General features: G+C 71.1%; 22 protein-coding genes and 1 pseudogene. 8 read left to right on the top strand and 15 right to left on the bottom strand.

What is annotated here, in order from left to right; genetic code table 11:
• Nucleotides 1-12: 12 nt before the first annotated feature.
• The 12 genes from GTY84_RS27125 to GTY84_RS27070 form a co-directional block, all read right to left on the bottom strand.
• Nucleotides 13-918 (bottom strand): bifunctional DNA primase/polymerase, encoded by a 906-nt coding sequence (locus GTY84_RS27125; protein ID WP_345943539.1) that lies wholly within the window; start codon nt 916-918, stop codon nt 13-15.
• A 120-nt stretch (nt 919-1038) separates the two neighbouring features.
• The gene (locus GTY84_RS27120; protein WP_161229035.1) at nt 1039-1698 is read right to left on the bottom strand and encodes a hypothetical protein; all 660 of its coding nucleotides are present in this window, start codon (nt 1696-1698) and stop codon (nt 1039-1041) included.
• Between the two features lie 11 nt (nt 1699-1709).
• Nucleotides 1710-1898, bottom strand: coding sequence for a hypothetical protein (locus GTY84_RS27115; RefSeq protein WP_161229034.1), 189 nt, complete (start codon nt 1896-1898; stop codon nt 1710-1712).
• A 30-nt stretch (nt 1899-1928) separates the two neighbouring features.
• Entirely contained in the window at nt 1929-2285 is a 357-nt protein-coding gene (locus GTY84_RS27110) for a hypothetical protein (RefSeq protein WP_161229033.1), read from the bottom strand.
• Nucleotides 2286-2292: 7 nt separating this feature from the next.
• The gene (locus GTY84_RS27105) at nt 2293-2484 is read right to left on the bottom strand and encodes a hypothetical protein (RefSeq protein WP_161229032.1); all 192 of its coding nucleotides are present in this window, start codon (nt 2482-2484) and stop codon (nt 2293-2295) included.
• A gap of 15 nt (nt 2485-2499) precedes the next feature.
• Nucleotides 2500-2640 carry a hypothetical protein gene (locus GTY84_RS27100; protein WP_161229031.1) on the bottom strand — a complete coding sequence of 47 codons (141 nt, stop codon included), beginning with the start codon at nt 2638-2640 and terminating at the stop codon, nt 2500-2502.
• A complete protein-coding gene (locus GTY84_RS27095; RefSeq protein ID WP_161229030.1) occupies nt 2637-3248 on the bottom strand; it encodes a hypothetical protein in 612 nt (203 codons plus the stop codon). Before GTY84_RS27095 ends, GTY84_RS27100 begins: the two co-directional genes overlap by 4 nt.
• 228 nt (nt 3249-3476) lie before the next feature.
• Nucleotides 3477-5789 carry an FtsK/SpoIIIE domain-containing protein gene (locus tag GTY84_RS27090; protein ID WP_161229029.1) on the bottom strand — a complete coding sequence of 771 codons (2313 nt, stop codon included), beginning with the start codon at nt 5787-5789 and terminating at the stop codon, nt 3477-3479.
• Between the two features lie 80 nt (nt 5790-5869).
• Complete coding sequence (locus GTY84_RS27085; protein WP_161229028.1) at nt 5870-7066, bottom strand: hypothetical protein; 1197 nt, start codon at nt 7064-7066, stop codon at nt 5870-5872.
• Complete coding sequence (locus GTY84_RS27080; RefSeq protein ID WP_161229027.1) at nt 7063-7302, bottom strand: hypothetical protein; 240 nt, start codon at nt 7300-7302, stop codon at nt 7063-7065. Before GTY84_RS27080 ends, GTY84_RS27085 begins: the two co-directional genes overlap by 4 nt.
• Nucleotides 7299-7475: a hypothetical protein gene (locus GTY84_RS27075; protein WP_161229026.1), complete on the bottom strand. Its 177-nt coding sequence runs from the start codon at nt 7473-7475 to the stop codon at nt 7299-7301. Before GTY84_RS27075 ends, GTY84_RS27080 begins: the two co-directional genes overlap by 4 nt.
• The gene (locus tag GTY84_RS27070; protein ID WP_161229025.1) at nt 7472-7741 is read right to left on the bottom strand and encodes a hypothetical protein; all 270 of its coding nucleotides are present in this window, start codon (nt 7739-7741) and stop codon (nt 7472-7474) included. Before GTY84_RS27070 ends, GTY84_RS27075 begins: the two co-directional genes overlap by 4 nt.
• Nucleotides 7742-8416: 675 nt before the next feature.
• Here GTY84_RS27070 and GTY84_RS27065 point away from each other — a divergent pair.
• Nucleotides 8417-9187, top strand: a complete 771-nt coding sequence (locus GTY84_RS27065) for a helix-turn-helix transcriptional regulator (RefSeq protein WP_161229024.1) — start codon at nt 8417-8419, stop codon at nt 9185-9187.
• Entirely contained in the window at nt 9184-9657 is a 474-nt protein-coding gene (locus GTY84_RS27060; protein ID WP_161229023.1) for an NUDIX domain-containing protein, read from the top strand. The genes GTY84_RS27065 and GTY84_RS27060 overlap by 4 nt, the downstream gene beginning before the upstream one ends.
• Here the strand turns inward: GTY84_RS27060 and GTY84_RS27055 are convergent.
• The 3 genes from GTY84_RS27055 to GTY84_RS27045 all read right to left on the bottom strand — a co-directional run bounded on the left by GTY84_RS27055 (nt 9645) and on the right by GTY84_RS27045 (nt 11886).
• On the bottom strand, nt 9645-10214 hold the full coding sequence (locus GTY84_RS27055; RefSeq protein WP_202551865.1) for an HD domain-containing protein: 570 nt from the start codon (nt 10212-10214) through the stop codon (nt 9645-9647). The genes GTY84_RS27060 and GTY84_RS27055 overlap by 13 nt on opposite strands.
• Nucleotides 10215-10225: 11 nt before the next feature.
• Nucleotides 10226-10669 carry a winged helix-turn-helix domain-containing protein gene (locus tag GTY84_RS27050; protein WP_161229021.1) on the bottom strand — a complete coding sequence of 148 codons (444 nt, stop codon included), beginning with the start codon at nt 10667-10669 and terminating at the stop codon, nt 10226-10228.
• A gap of 461 nt (nt 10670-11130) precedes the next feature.
• Nucleotides 11131-11886, bottom strand: a complete 756-nt coding sequence (locus GTY84_RS27045; RefSeq protein WP_161229020.1) for a GntR family transcriptional regulator — start codon at nt 11884-11886, stop codon at nt 11131-11133.
• Nucleotides 11887-11965: 79 nt separating this feature from the next.
• Here GTY84_RS27045 and GTY84_RS27040 point away from each other — a divergent pair, with 79 nt between their 5' ends.
• The 6 genes and pseudogenes from GTY84_RS27040 to GTY84_RS35055 all read left to right on the top strand — a co-directional run.
• Nucleotides 11966-12244: a hypothetical protein gene (locus GTY84_RS27040; protein ID WP_161229019.1), complete on the top strand. Its 279-nt coding sequence runs from the start codon at nt 11966-11968 to the stop codon at nt 12242-12244.
• Between the two features lie 111 nt (nt 12245-12355).
• Nucleotides 12356-12577 carry a hypothetical protein gene (locus tag GTY84_RS27035; protein ID WP_237532704.1) on the top strand — a complete coding sequence of 74 codons (222 nt, stop codon included), beginning with the start codon at nt 12356-12358 and terminating at the stop codon, nt 12575-12577.
• A gap of 193 nt (nt 12578-12770) precedes the next feature.
• Nucleotides 12771-12995, top strand: a complete 225-nt coding sequence (locus GTY84_RS27025; protein WP_161229016.1) for a hypothetical protein — start codon at nt 12771-12773, stop codon at nt 12993-12995.
• Nucleotides 12992-13735 carry a GntR family transcriptional regulator gene (locus GTY84_RS27020; protein ID WP_161229015.1) on the top strand — a complete coding sequence of 248 codons (744 nt, stop codon included), beginning with the start codon at nt 12992-12994 and terminating at the stop codon, nt 13733-13735. Before GTY84_RS27025 ends, GTY84_RS27020 begins: the two co-directional genes overlap by 4 nt.
• Entirely contained in the window at nt 13732-14037 is a 306-nt protein-coding gene (locus tag GTY84_RS27015) for a hypothetical protein (RefSeq protein ID WP_161229014.1), read from the top strand. Before GTY84_RS27020 ends, GTY84_RS27015 begins: the two co-directional genes overlap by 4 nt.
• Nucleotides 14038-14544: 507 nt before the next feature.
• Nucleotides 14545-14646, top strand: a pseudogene (locus GTY84_RS35055) (IS5/IS1182 family transposase); the annotation flags it as partial.

The following is a 14646-nucleotide window of genomic DNA, read 5'->3' as shown; positions in this document are numbered from 1 at the left end:
GGTTCTGGGGGCTCATGCCGCCTCCCGGGGCCGGGCCTTGCGGATGGAGCTGTCGAGGGCGCTGCGGATCGTGGCGCGGCACTCGGCCGCGGTCAGGCCCCTCGCCTCCCCCGCCCCTTGGAATGCCTCCTCCACCACCGCGCGGTCGAGGTCGCCCCACGCGACGAACCGCCCCACCAGGAACGCGGACCGGTTGAGCGTGTTGTTCGCCTGCTTCGCCGGCGCCGCCTGGACGTTGCGGCACTCCCGCTCCAGCGCCGCTCGGGCCGCCCGGCTCCCGCTGACCCTCGGCACGGTCAGAGGAGCGGCCGTGCGGGGCCGTGCGGGCTCCTGGCGGGCCGTGAGCGCTTCCATGAGCCATCCGGGCAGCGGAAGGACCGGGACGTCGTCCAGGACCGTGTACGCCCCGCTGGGCGTCACGCTGCCGGGAGCGACGACGTACCCGCCCCACGCCCGTGTGTCCACCAACTCACCCAACAGCCCAGCGGAGTTGCCGAGACGCGAGGTGTCCGGGGCGGTGAAGTAGAGGTGCTGGCCACCGGAGGCGGTACCGGCCCGGAAGGTGCCCGGCAGCGGCTGTCCGGCGCGCTCGCACAGGGCGGCGAACACCTCGGCGCCGGTGGGGCCGGCGGCGCCGTCCTTGGGCATGTCGAGGTCGACGACGACGAGCCCGGACGGTCCGGTCGCCAGGCCGATGTTGAACGGGGCCTGCGCCCACGCGCGGGTGATCCGCTCGGGGTCGGTGGTGGCCCGTTCCTCCCACTTCACGTGCCCGCCCGCGCAGGCCCCGGTGCGGGGGCAGCGGGCCTCGCCGTGCAGGGCGGGGCGCTTCGTGCCGGGGCGGAGCGGGAAGACCGCCCAGCCCCGGGCCGCGGCGTCGAGCGCCGCCTGAAGGGTGCCAGGAGCAGCCGTCAGCACGCGGCCTCCTGCCGCGACACGTTCGGATAGGTCATGCTGGGTATCTCCAGTTCTGTAGAAGGTGCTGGTGGACGAGGGCGGCCCCGGTCTTTGGCGAGAGGGGGGCCGCCCTCGGCGCAGCTACGGGCGGTTGTGGCGGGCGCCGAGCAGGGCGAAGTGGAGGGCGGACTCGGCGAGGACGCCGTAGGCGTAGGCGGCATCGGCCTCGCCCTGGGCCACGTCCAGCGCCTGGTGCATCTCGTTCGCCTCGTGGTCCGCGAGGTACTCCTGGTCGGCGAGGGCTGAGGCGTACTCGCCGGCGGAGTCGCACTCCCACCACCGCTGGCGGGCCTTGGCGAACTTGGCGCTGTCGCACCAGCGGTCCAGGCCCGCCATCACGGGCGGGATGGGGGCGAGCTCGGCCGGGATGCTCAGGTGCCCCTCGGCGGTGAAGCCCAGCTCGACACGGGGCGGCTCCTGGCCGTCGAGGACGCGCAGGATGGCCCAGGCGGTGCCGTAGGCGTAGCTCAGGGCGGCGTCGGTGTAGAGGCGCTCCATCCGGTTGCGGCACTCCTGGAGCACCTTCCCGATGCCCATCACGGCGCGGTCGTGGGGCCGGGGCGGGGTGAACAGGCCGGGGACGGTGATCTCGCCGTCGAGGAGGCGGACGCGGTCGAGGTCGTACTGGGCGACGGCGGCCTTGGCCGCCTGGAGGGCGGTGCGGGTCTCGCGGGCGGCGGCGCCGAGGGCGTAGGCACTGTCGGTGAGGGTCTCGAACCAGGGCAGGGTCTTGCGGGTCATGCGGGTGCTCCTCAGAGGTTGGAGAGGGCGTCGATGACGCTGTTGGTGAGCTGGTTGATGGGGGTGGCGGCGCCGGTGGAGGCGAGGAAGAAGCCGAATCCGGCGGCGGTGAACGCGGAGCCGTAGCCGAGGTTTTCGGCGCGCAGGAGGAAGAACAGGACGAGCCCGAACAGGGCGACGAGCGAGACGGTTATGGCCACGGCGGTTCTCCTTTCGGGGAGCGGGTGTGGTCAGCGGTGCTTGTGGCGGATCAGGTCGCGGCAGGTGCCGGGCAGGTCGGCGACCCAGTCCCAGTCGTCGAGCGTGATCCCGTACTTGGCGCCGGCCGCGAGGAGCAGGACGAGCAGGTCGTACGCCTCGTCGAGCTCGGCGGCGGTGGGCGGCGTGCCGTGCCGCTGGACGGTGGCGAGGCGCTGGGCGAGGTGGCGGCCCTGGGCGTCGGTCATGCCGCGGACGGCGAAGTCGACGGCGTGGCGGGTCTCGGCCTCGGTCAGGAGCTCGTCGATGATCCGGTCTGCCCACTCGTGGGTGCGGTGCTCGGAGTCGGATTCGGCGCGGATCTGGCGGATGCGGTCGCGGGAGATCATGCGGCGGTCAGCCGATCTTGCGGATCTCGTGGGCGTGGACCAGGACCGGGGCGATCCAGATGCTGATCCGGTCGACGGTCCAGCGGCCGTCGGTGAGCGGTCCCGGGGGGACCTCGTCGAGGACGCGGCCGGTCTTGCCGATGGCGCGCGGGTCGTCCTCGCACGCGACGATCAGGACCTTGTCTCCGGCGTTGAACATGTCTGTCTCCTCAGGTCAGGAGGCCTTGGGGCCGTGGGGCTTGCGGGTGGTGTCGGGGTGCTCGTGCTTGCGGGCGTTGTTGCCGAGGCGGGCGTCGGCGTCGCTGAGCGGCCTGTTGCCGGCGAAGCCGTCGCTCTTCTGGCCGGGGCGCTTCATCGGGGCTCCTGGGCGGTGGTGGTGCGGCGGGCGTGGGTGGCGGCGGTGCGGACGAGGGCGAGGACCTCGGCGCGGGTGCGGCCGGTGGCGTCGTTCCAGCGGTGGTAGGGCTCGGTGATTCCGCGGGCGGTGAGGACGGCCTGGAGGCGGTGGCCGGCGGCGATGGCGGTGGGCTCGTCGCCGTAGCCGAGGCGGAAGAGAGCGGCTTGGGCGCCGAGGATGCAGCGGCGCCCGGAGGTGGAGCGGAGGGCGCCGCGGTGCCAGCCGTAGCGCTCGATGACGAGCGCGGTGAGCTCCAGGTGCTCGGCGACGCTGATCTGCCTCCCGGCTCCGTGGAGTTGGCGCAGGAGCGGGAAGGCGAGGACCCAGTCGGGCAGGAGCCGCAGCGCGCGGGTGGGCGGGGCGAGGGTCGGCGCGGGCCCGGCCGTCGGGGCGGGGGTGCCGAGGGCTTCGGCGATGAGTTCGGCGGTGGTCTTGGTGACGAGGGGGTGGGCGGTGGTGCGGACGCGGGCGGTGAGGTACTGCTCGATCTCGCGGACCAGGAGCGCCGCCTCGTCGGCGAGCTCGGGGGCCGGGACGGCGGGGGCGGTGAGGGTCTGGGCGGTCACAGTGCCTGACTCCTTATGTACCGGTTTGAGCTAGGACAGAGACCTGGACGCGGCCCGGACGGCTCCGCATTTACGCAGGTCAGAGAGGTGGGCAACCTGGACGGATCCGGGCCCGACCCGGACGCGGGCGTCCAGGTCGGGGTGTTTGGCGTCCAGGTCGGAGTCCGGTCCGCCCGGGGGTAATCCGGGTCGAACCGGGCACCCGTCCGGGTTGCGTCCGGGTCGGAATCAGGCGGTAAGTCCGAATCGGGCGGTGGCGGCGGCCTCGACGCGGGCGAGCGGGTAGCCCGCGAGGCGGGAGCCCTTCTCGCCCCAGGGGCGCTTGGCCTTCTCCTCGTCCGTGCGCTGGACGAGGGCGGCGAGCTTCTCGGCCGTGACTGGCACGTACTGCGACTTGAGGTAGTCGAGGATCACCTGGCCGGGAAGCCAGTCCACGGTGATCTCCTCCTCGGCCTTCTCCCGGTCCATGCCGCCGTTGACGGCCCGCTGCCGGGCGGCGATGTCCTCGACGAAGAAGCAGGAGAGGACCTGCGCGAAGACCGTGGCGTCCTCGTCGCCCTCGTCGGCGAGCGCGGTGAGCTGGTCGATGAGCCGGAGCGGAGCCTTGGGCAGGGTCCCGGCCGCACGGCGCCACTCGGTGGCACGCTCGATCAGGGCGGTGACCTGGTCGTCGTCGTAGAAGTCGGCGCGGACCATGGTCGGGTTGGTGCCCTCGGCCCACAGCAGGCCGGCGCCCCGCATCTCCGACTGGATCGTCTTCGCGCTGTAGCCGGACGCGGCGGCGCCCTTGCCGAGGATCGTGTCGGACGCCTCGGGGGTGGTGCAGCGCAGGGCCCACCGGATGGAGAGCAGGTCGCGCAGGGAGGTGTCGACGACGTCGGAGCCGGGCTTCTGGGTGGCGCAGAAGGTGATGATCCCGGCCGCCCGGCCCCGGGAGACGAGGTTGCGGAGCTTGCGGGTGATCTTCTTCCCGTACTCGTCGTCGGTCGTGTAGAGCATCAGCTCGTCGACCCACAGGAGCTTCTGCCGCAGCTCGGGGTACTTGTCCGCGAGGTCCTCGGTGACCTTGCGCCTGCCGAGCTTCTTCAGCAGCGCGTAGCGGGCCTTCATGTCCCTCAGCTCGTCGTCGAGCATCTTGTCGAACGCCTCGGGGTCGGCGTCGCCCTCGTACGCCTCGCAGAGCGGCTCGAAGGGCTCCAGGTCGCCGCCGCCCTTGCCGTCGGCCAGGTGCAGGATGACGCGCGGGTCGAGCGCGGCGGCGAGCAGGATCGTGTTGCCCGACCCCGACTTGCCCGCGCCCGGCTCGCCGCCGATCAGGCCGGAGCGCTCCACGACGGAGATGGACTGGTGGATCCCGCGCACGTCCGGGCCGATGCTGATCCGGCCCCAGAAGTTCGCGGGCGACTCCAGGGCGAGGAGCGGGCCGGGGACGGGGGCCTGGGTGAACGGCAGCTCGCGGCTCACGTAGAGCTCGATGCGGCCGGCGCGGCCGCGCTTGGCGACGGAGACCTGGGCCTCCTCGACGCCGAACGCGGCGGCGAGCTCGTCGGTCGCGCGGATCGCCTTCTTCGCCGGAACCCCCGGGGGCAGGTCGAGCACGGCCGTCCAGGCGCCGCGGGCGTCGAGCATCGGCATCTGCACGACGCCGAGGGTCTCCTCGGAGCCGATGACCTTCGCGGCCCGGAAGGTCTGGTCGAGCATGGGGGCGGTCATGCGGTCGCCGTCGCCGAGCGAGCGCCAGTCGCTCGTCCAGTCCGCCTCCTCGTCGTACGGCTTGCGGCCGACGAACGCACCCCCGGCGAACGTCGATAGCAGCCCTGCGGTCAGGCCGAGGCCGCCGGCCATCGCGTAGCCGGTGCCGATCGCGGCGAGCGGCGGGCCGTAGGCGACGCCGGCGCGGAGGTTGCGGGCGCGGTTGCGGTCCTTCTTCGCCTTTTTGTGCAGCAGCACGGCTTCCTCGGCGGCCTTCGTCGCCTTCTCGGACGCCTTCATGGCGAGTTCCTTCTTCGTGCCGAGGATGCGCGGGGTGAAGCGGGCGTGCCGGGCGGCGAGCTTGGCCTCCCTCGTGAGGACGTGGGCGGTGTGGGCGGCGGACTGCACGCGCACGCCCTCGAAGCCGACGACCCACTCGTGGGTGCGGCGGGCGCCGCGGCCGAACTGGCGGACGTGGCCGCGCTGGGTCGGCTGACGGCGCACCCAGCGGCGGAAGTCCCGCCGCCGGGCCCGGTAGAAGACTCCGGCCCACGCGGCCCAGCCCTCGGCGGAGTACATCCAGGCGGGGATAAGCGGGGCGTCGGCGTCGAAGTCGTCCAGGTCGACCTTCTCCACCCGACCCACCACCGGCGCCGGGGCGGTGGGCTTGTCGAGGATGACGCGTGCGGTCTCCAGGACCACCGTGCGGTCGTCCGGGCCGACCGTCGGCGGCTCGGCCGGCATCGGCGGCACGGTCACCGGGGCGGGGCGGAGGAACGTGACGGTCGCCATCGGCTCCGGGCCGGAGGCGGCGGGAGCGGGGGTGTGTTCGGTGAGGTGCTCGGTCATGCTTGCTGTGCCTCCTGGTGAGGTAGCGGGGCCCGGCCGGTGCTGCCAGGCGAGGGCCGGGCCCCGCGTACATGGGTGGTTCAGGCGACGTGCAGGCGGCGCTGCTCGATGACGCGGTTGCGCAGAACGGCGGCATCGACGCGGCGGATCTGGAGCTTCTTCGCCAGGCCGTGGGCGGAGATCTGACGGCCCTCGGCGACGAGCTCGGCGGCGGCCGCGAGGGCGTCCGGCAGGAGCGCTTCGAGCTCCTCCTCGGACTTGCCCTCAGGGCCGTCCGCGCGGCCGGTCGGGGCGGGAGTCGAAGGGGCGTTCTCCCCAAGTCCCGCTTGAGATGTGGGGGTCTGGGCGAGTTCGGCGAAGGGGTTGAGGCGGGCGGCCTTGAAGCCGGTCTCCAGGAGCTCCTCGCGGACGTTGTCGCCGAGTTCGAACGCGGCCCCGAGCTGGAGGACGGCCTCGGTCGCGGTGGCGTAGAGCTGAGCGGACAGGCCGGGCTCGGCGCCGGTGTGGATGCGCCACGCGGCGGCGAACGCCGCCTCGTCGTCGAGGACTCCATACGGCAGGGCGGCCTGGAGCTTGACGGCCTGCTCGACGATCTGCGGGTGGTGCTTGCGGCGGGCGGCGACGTGCGCGCGCCGCTCCTTCTCCGCCTTCTTCTCGGCCTTGGTCTTGCCGTGGGAGCCGTGGGTCTTCAGGTCCCAGATGTAGATCGCGAACAGCGAGGAGGCGCCGAGGACGAACGCGACCCACGGGTGCTCGCCGTACGCCTCCAGGCCGTGCCAGACGTTCACCGCGGCGGCGACGGTGGCGACGGCCCAGGTGCCGATCCGGTACTTCCTGGGTTCACGGCCGGCGTCCTCGGCCTGCTTGCCCATGAACGTGATCGCCCAGGCGCCGCCCTCCAGCATCGCCGCGAGCAGGCCGGCCATCGGCGCGGCCACGCTCGCGCCGGTCAGGGCGCCGATCTGGGACAGGATCGCCGGGACGATCGAGGCGACCATCACGAACGCCACGAACAGCGTTGCCGGGTTCGCCTTCAGCCAGCGGATGAGCTTGGCGCGCTTGGCGGCCGTGGCCGCCTTCTTCGCCGCCTTCTCGGCCGCGCGGGCCTTCTTGTCGGCCTGCTCCTGGCGGCGCTTGGCCTCGGCGTCCTTGCGCTTCTCCTCGGCCTGCGTGGCCTCGCGCTCGCGCTGGGCGTCGAGCTCCAGGCGGCGGTCCTCGCGGTCCTGGGCCCGCTCGGCGGCCCGGTCGGCCCGGCGGTCTTCGCGGTACGAGCTCATCGAGCACCTCCGGCAGGGGTGGCGATTCCGTACAGGACGTCGGCGAGCTCCTTGCGGAGCTTGGGGGAGACGCGGGCGAGGCGGAACCGTCGGGCGAAGCGCTCGTCGACGGCCGTCGCGGCCCGCGCGATCGTCTCGGTGACCAGACTCAGGAGCGCGACCGCCCCGGCCACCAGGCCGAGCGTGAGCTCCAGGACGGTCAGCACGAACAGCAGGATCTGAGCGGCGGTCCTCACGACTCCTCACCCGCCTCGTGGCGGTCGGCGCGGAGCAGGAGGCGGTGGACGGCGACCACGCCGAGGCCGGCGAAGAAGCCGATCAGGGTGAGGTCTCGGACGCCGATGACCTGGCCCCAGCTCTCGACGCCGACGCACAGGGCGATGAGCGCCCAGTAGGTGATGCGGTTCACGCGGCACCCCGCTCGAAGCCGAGGGCGGAGCGGCGGGGGAAGGCCAGCACGCGGGCGCCGAGCAGGCTGCGGTAGTAGGCGAGGTCCTCGGCGTCGATGTCGGTGTCGGCCTCGGTCTCCAGGACGGCGACGATGTCGCGCAGCGCGTCCTGGCCGGCCGCCGAGTCGAACTCCAGCGTCTCGGCCGGGTCGGAGTCGAAGCCGAGCGCGGCCTCGATCAGCTCGGCCCGAGTAACGATCCTCTGACCAGCAACGATCACGTTCATGGGTCGTACTTCCTCTCGCAGGGGTTGGAACGGCCCGAAACGAGGCCCCGGTGTCCGACCACCGGGGCCTCTTGCCGTTTGGAGTCGTGGGAACTTCCGGCTCCCCGCCACCCCGCCCGTACGAGACGGGCGGGGGAGGCAACCGGCCGCAGCCGAGCGGCTGTGGAAGTCGTGGGGTACTGCGTCGGACCTCCGACTCGCGTGGTGCCGCTGACTCCGGGGAGGTCCGGTTCCCGGAGCGCGTTGCGGCGTCAATGTCGGCCACGCGGTTCTTTAGAGCCGACTGCGTGTCCCCCATGCGGGGTGTGGGGCCCGGTTGTGACGCGGGCCCGGTCTCGATCGGCTGGTCTCCACTCGCCTCGGTCGGCGTCCTCACGACCGTGTTGCTGCGGTGGATCACGCTGTTCAGTTCTCAAGCACCAGTCGCTTCCATCGAGCACCGCCATAGGCGGAGCCCTCCGGGCGTGAGGTACATGTAGTACCTGTTCCTCAGGATGGAGTGAACGGTGCGCGGCGTCAAGTCCTTCGGCTTTTCGGCTTCGCGAGTCCGCCCCGCTGAGGTCCCTAAAGCGTGGCTTGATCAGGCGCGACGACGAACCCCGCGCTTGCCCAACTTCAGGACGTCCTCGCTACGGTGGAGTCGTCCCAAGTCGTCCCTCAGGGGGAGTGCACGGCATGGCCAATGAGCGGTTGCGCGGCGCGATCGTCGAAAGCGGTATGACGCTGGACCAGATCGCTGAGCGACTGGGGGTGTCGGCGAAGACCGTGGAGCGCTGGGTCAATGAGCCCAAGCGTCAGCCGTACCGCCGGTATAAGTACGCGACGGCATCCCTTCTCGGGCGGGAGGTGTCCTACCTTTGGCCCGAGGAACGGACGTCGGCAGAGGTGACTGAGGCGGGCAACGCCGAGTTGGTCCAGCTGTACCCGCATCGCTCGGTCGTGCCGAATCGGCTATGGGCGCAGCTCTACGCCTGCGCCACGCGACACTTCGACGTGCTGGTCTACTCGGGCTTCTGGCTCACCGAGGACGCTGCGTTCCACCAAGTCGTGAAGGAGAAGTCGGCCGACGGTCTACGGATCCGGTTCATGCTCGGCGACCCCGACTCAGCCGCCGTCGCTGTGCGCGGCGAGGATGAGGACATCGGCGGCGCCATGGCGAGCAAGATTCGCAACGCCCTGGTGAACTACACGCCGCTGTTCGGGCTCCCCGGGGTCGAATTCCGGCTGCATTCCACCACGCTCTACAACTCGATCTACCGCGCCGACGACGTGATGCTCGCCAACGGACACCTGTACGGCGTCGGTGCCTACATGGCGCCGGTCCTCCATCTTCAGCGCGTGCCCGGCGGGGAGCTGTTCGACGCCTACGCGGAGAGCGTTGAGCGCGTCTGGGATAGCGCCCGCCCCATCTCGTCGCCCACTGACCTGCGAGGATCGGACGCATGAGCCGGATCGACTACTTCCGCGACCCCAAAGCGCCCAAGGCCAACTCGGTGGTGCCTTCCGTGACGGTCGTGGTCCGCGACGACCACGGGCGCCTTCTCCTGATCCACAAGACGGACAACGACCTGTGGGCACTTCCCGGCGGCGGCCACGACATCGGCGAGCGGATCGGCGACACGGCCGTTCGTGAGGTGGAGGAAGAGACCGGGATCCGCGTCGAGGTCGACAACATCGTCGGGCTCTACACCGACCCCAATCACGTTCTCGCCTACGACGACGGCGAAGTGCGGCAGCAATTCTCCATCTGCTTCCGGGCCCACCCGGTCGGGGGCGCTCTCCAGACCAGCAGCGAATCGAAGGAGGTCCGCTGGGTGGACCCGGTGGACCTCGATGGCTTGGACATTCACCCGTCCATGCGGCTCCGCATCGCGCACGGCCTGGACGAGACCCGGCGAGCGCCCTACATCGGCTGAGCGCCGGCCGCGGCGGTAGTCATCCGGAGTTCTACGCGCTCGTTCGCGGCGTAGATCTCCGGCGCCGCCCGCTGGATGAAGCGGCCGACGATCGTGTCCGGCCCGTACCGCCGCACGATCTCGTCCAACCGGGCCGCCGGCGTCGTGTGCTCGCCGTCAGGCGTCGTCGTCATGTCGGAGACGATGAGCGCGTCCACCAGCTCCGGTCGCTCCAGTTCGAACTCGGACTCCAGCTCATGACGGAGCCCCCGCTCCTCCGCCTCCAGGAGCGCGCAGGAGTGATGGGCCACGAGCCGCACGACTCGTTCGTCGGCACCCTCCTGGTCGCGGAGGAACCGCGCGCCGTCGAGCGGGTGGAAGCCGGTCGTGGCGATGGAAGGGGAGTACCCGACGTCGTGCAGGACGGCCGCGGCCTCCAGCAGCTCGGCGTCCGTGCCGAGGATCGGGCTCAGGGAACGGGCCCGCTTGGCGACGCCGAGGGAGTGTGCCCAGCGGCGCGGCAACGGTTCGGACAACATCGATTCGGAGAGCGAGTACGCCCACTCGGTAAGCCCCATGGGTGCCAAGGCTACGTATCCTTCGGGTTCGTCGGGAGAGCGCGAACGGTGCGGCCCTTGCCGTGGACCGTGGCGAGCAGGCCGGTTCCCTCCATCTGGGCGAGGGCGTGCCGGACTGCCGTACGGGAGACGCCGAAGCGCTCGCACAGCTTCGACTCCGACGGATAGGCATCGCCCACCGCCAGCGACTCTTCCGTGATCAGATCGGTCATGCGATTGATGAGCGGCCTGATGGGCTTGCTGGACACCCGCCAGCCGGCGCCGGGAACGGAGGTGACGAGCTTCTCCGCCTCCAGGGTCTTGAGCGCGCGCCGGATGGTGTTGCGCGAGACGTCGTGCGTCCGCATGAGAGCGGCCTCGGACGGGAGCGAGTCTCCGTCCAGCCCCTTCTCGATGTCCTTTCGCAGCGCATCGGCGATAAGCAGATAGGTTCCGCGCGGGCTGGCCTCCGGCACGGCACCTCCTTCCGGGAGCGACGACTGTTGCCCAGGGTCGCACGTGGCGGCGGAGAACCCCGAGAGGGCCGTTTCCGGACCCTCATGGACCATGTGTGGACCAGAGCCGCCGCGCGGCGACCTTGAACCGGGGAAGGGGCAGGTGAGGGCGGGTATGGCTGCTGCGTGCCGATCGGCCTTGAAAACCGTCGTGGCGCGAGTCACCGTGGGTTCAAATCCCACACCCACCGCATGAGAACGGCCCCTGACCATTGCCTATGGTCAGGGGCCGTCGCAGTCCCCAAGCCCGTTCGGCACCCCTGTTCCCCCCGGTTTCCCGCTCGATCGGGCACGGATGGGGCACGCGGGGGGCACGCCGGGGGCACGCCCCACGGCCGGGACCAGTCGCAGGAGTTCAGCAACTGCGCCCACGCGGGACGGGACACGGCGCCGGTCGGGGGACGACACGCTCCGCGTCCGCCCTATCGGTTGATGGGGATCTCGTAGACGATCTCGCAGTGCGCGGCGGGCACGACGATGTCCGCCGTCTCCACGGGGCGGCCGGAGTCGCTGTAGTACGTGCGCCGGATGTGCGTGACCAACGCGGCCTTCTGGATGCCGAGTAGCGAGGCCTCCTCGGCGGTCGCCTGCCTGGGCTCCGGCATCTCCACGGCGTGGCTGACGGTGATTCCGATGGCGGCCATCCGGTTCACCACGCCTGCCCCGGCGTGCGGCCCTCCCTCGGGGAGGACGACGAGAGTGCCGGTGGTGAGGTCGTACGGCTCCCAGCTCGTCGACAACTGCACGGGCCTGCCGTTGGCCAGGAACTCGTAAGCGGTCCGCACGCACAGATCGCCTTCGGCGATGCCGAGACGCGCGGCGATCTCCGCCGGCGCCGGGACCTTGGCCTCGGTGCGGCTCTCCCAGTCGCCCTGCCTGCCGACGGCCTTCATGTCCGCCCGGAACGGCGAGCCGCCGGGCTGTTCACGCGCCGAGGAGCGGACCATCCGCACGCGCTGCCGGGGCTCGGCGACGTACGTGCCCGATCCGGCCCGCCCCTCCAGCACGCCTTGGGAGATCAACAGCTCCTGCGCCCTGCGCACGACGTTCTCGCCGACGCCGTATTCCTGGCCGATCTGGGCGCGGGAGGGCAGACGGTCCCCCGGTGCCCACGCGTGCTCCGCGACGCGCCGCCGGAGTTCGTCGGCGATGCGGAGATAGGGCGGCTGCTCAGGCATATGGAAAATCTAGTCCACTAGCTCTAATCTAGTTAACTAGCTTCACTCAAGGTGACTGTCGGTGAGGGAGGGCTGCCCTGTGCCCGCTTCGGGTTTGAGCGCGGCGGCTCTCGCCGCCCGGCTGTCCGCCCTCGGGCTCACCACACGGGTGGAGGAACACCCTCGGCACACATCGGTGGAGGCGGAGTTACCGGATTCGCTCTCCGCCGAGACCTGGCGGGAGGTGCTGGACGCGGTGGCTCCTGCCGACCGGTTCGGCCTGCTCGCCACCCGCATGAACGGCCGCACCCTCTGGGCGGTCGTACGTAAATCGGTCCCCACGACGGGCGATGTCGGGGGACCGGGCCATCAGCGATAGGAGCTGACCAGCGTGCTCAACCGTATCCGCCGTGCCCTCTCCTTAACCAGAGTGCGGCAGGCCTCCGGCGGCAGGCACCGCCGTCCTCCTCAGGCTCCTTCTCGGCGACCGGTGACCTCAGCCGACCGCTCCCGCCCCGTTGACGTGCTGCCGCCCGCCTTGGGCCGGGTCACCGCCGAGGACGCGGGCGCGCCCCTGCTCGCGGGCGAGGACATCGCACTCGTCCGCCCCTACGTCCTGGCCTGGGAAAGTCGGGTGCGGAGCCGGACGGTCCTCGTCGCGCCGCACTTGCCGGCCGATGCCCGGCCGCTGGCCATGGCGGGGGCCCACTGATGTCCCCCGGTCAAGAGCCGCGCCTCACGGGCGCCTCGTCCTATCGTTCGGCCGACTGCCGCATCGGCGCGCACCTCGTCTGCGCGGAGTCCTCCCCGGAGGCGGCGCCGGTCGGCCTGCCGGTGGTCTATGAGGCGTGCGACTGCCCGTGCCACTCGACGGTCGGCCCGGCTGTTCGGGCGGAGGTGGCGGGGTGATCGAACGGTTCCCCCACGGCGCTCTGTTCTCCAACGTCGAGATCACCGCGGCCACGGTGCGACGCGGCGACATCATCCAGCTCGGCGGCCGGACCTGCCGGGTACGGGATCTCTTCCAGCTTCCCCGGGGAGGCAAGCGGCTGGTCTTCGACTCGGGAGAACTGCTGACCATACACACGCGCACGCGGCTCATCGCCGTACGCACACGGAGAAGGTGGTGACCGGCCGGGTGTCTCCCCGCTACCACGAGATCGCCGGGGATCTCCGGGACCAGATCACCGCCGGCCATGTCCAGCCGGGCGAACGCCTGCCGTCCGAACTCGCGTTGGCCGGGCGCTACGAGGTCAGCACGGTGACGTTGCGCCATGCCCTCGCTCTGCTCCAGGGCGAAGGGCTCCTGGTGAAGGTCCACGGCAAGGGCAACTTCGTCCGCCGCCCCCTACGGAAGATCACGTACGTGGGCGGCTGGGGCACCATGGACCTCTCGACCGCGGCCGGGCCGTCCTTCCGCGTCACCGTCCGCAGCGCCTCGGTCCAGGCCTCGGCGTACCTGGCGGACTTGTTGAGGGTCCCGCCGGGAAGTCCCCTCGCCGAGTTCTTCTGCCTCGGCCTGGAAGGCGAGGTACCGCGCGGGCTGGCCCGCATCTATCTGCCGCGGGACCTGGCCCAAGCCGAGGTGTTCGACGACGACTCCGACCGCCGCGAGGCGATCGCACGCTTCGCCGTTCTCGGACCGTCGCCGGCCGTCGTTCGGGAGACGGTGAGTGTCCGTCTCCCGACAGCGGACGAGGCCGCGGCCCTCCGCATCGGCTCCCAGGCGGCCGTGCTCGCCGTTACACGCCTTGCGACCGACCCGGCCGGCCGCGTCCTTGAGGCCGCGCTCCTGGCGTTCCCGGGAGACCGCGTCGAGGCCGTCTTCACCGTTCACCACATGGCCGAGGAGAGGAAGACTGGGGGATGACGACGCCGGACAACGAACTGAGACTCCTTCCGTGGACCGGTCCGGGAGGCAAGCCCTGCTACCTCAGTACCGAAGACCGGAGAAGCTACATGTCCCGGTTGGCGGACAACATCGAGGCGGTACAACTCGGGACCGCGGCCGAACTGCTGGAGCAGGCGTCGGAAATCCTCACCGACCAGGACACGGACCCGACGGAAGCCCGGCGTTTGGCGGAAGAGCTGACCAGGGCCCTCCGGGACGTCCACCGGGTGGCCGTCAGCCGGGGGCACCTGCTCGCGGCGAGTACGACGCAGGAGGGGTGAGGGCGGCCCTGAACTGTTCACCTAGAGGATGACAACCTACCCAAGGGGGAGGGAGGCCCAGTCGCAACCAGGGCCTCCCTCCCCCCTTGGACGTGCGAGTCCCTGGGACCGCGTCACCGGATACTACCGAAAGCGCAACCGACGGATCGCGGCTCGAACCCCAGCCGACGACAGTCAGCCACGATGGCGGGTGCGCCGACCGACCAGGCGCGCGTGTGCCTCGCTGTACCCCCACTGGGCTCAGCCACGCTACTATGCCGTCGACCAGAGCCAGTCGCGCCGACGGAAGCGTGGCGGGCAGGGTTTGCCTGATGACCGCTTCGTCCCGAAGCAACTTGAGTGAACGCCGGACCTTGGGGCGGTGTGCCTCTCACCTGCTGCGATGGTCCGCAGGTGTGCGCGGTTGTCCGCCGCTGTCTGTCGGCGTTGTCACGCAGTTAGAACTCCTAACGAAATGATCTTTGAGGTGGTTGGATCACTCCGGGACTGTTGATCCGGGGGTGTGGGGTGGCTCGGCCGAAGCCGTGGGATGTTGATGACGCGTTGTGGGCTGTGGTCGAGCCGCTGCTGCCGAAAGTGGAGCGTCGGGCCCGGCATCCCGGGCGCAAG

Origin of the sequence: Streptomyces sp. SID8352 (assembly GCF_009862265.1) — a bacterium.
Lineage (GTDB): Bacteria > Actinomycetota > Actinomycetes > Streptomycetales > Streptomycetaceae > Streptomyces.
Note: the sequence above shows the minus strand (reverse complement) of the source record. Positions and strands in the feature narration are given on the sequence as shown.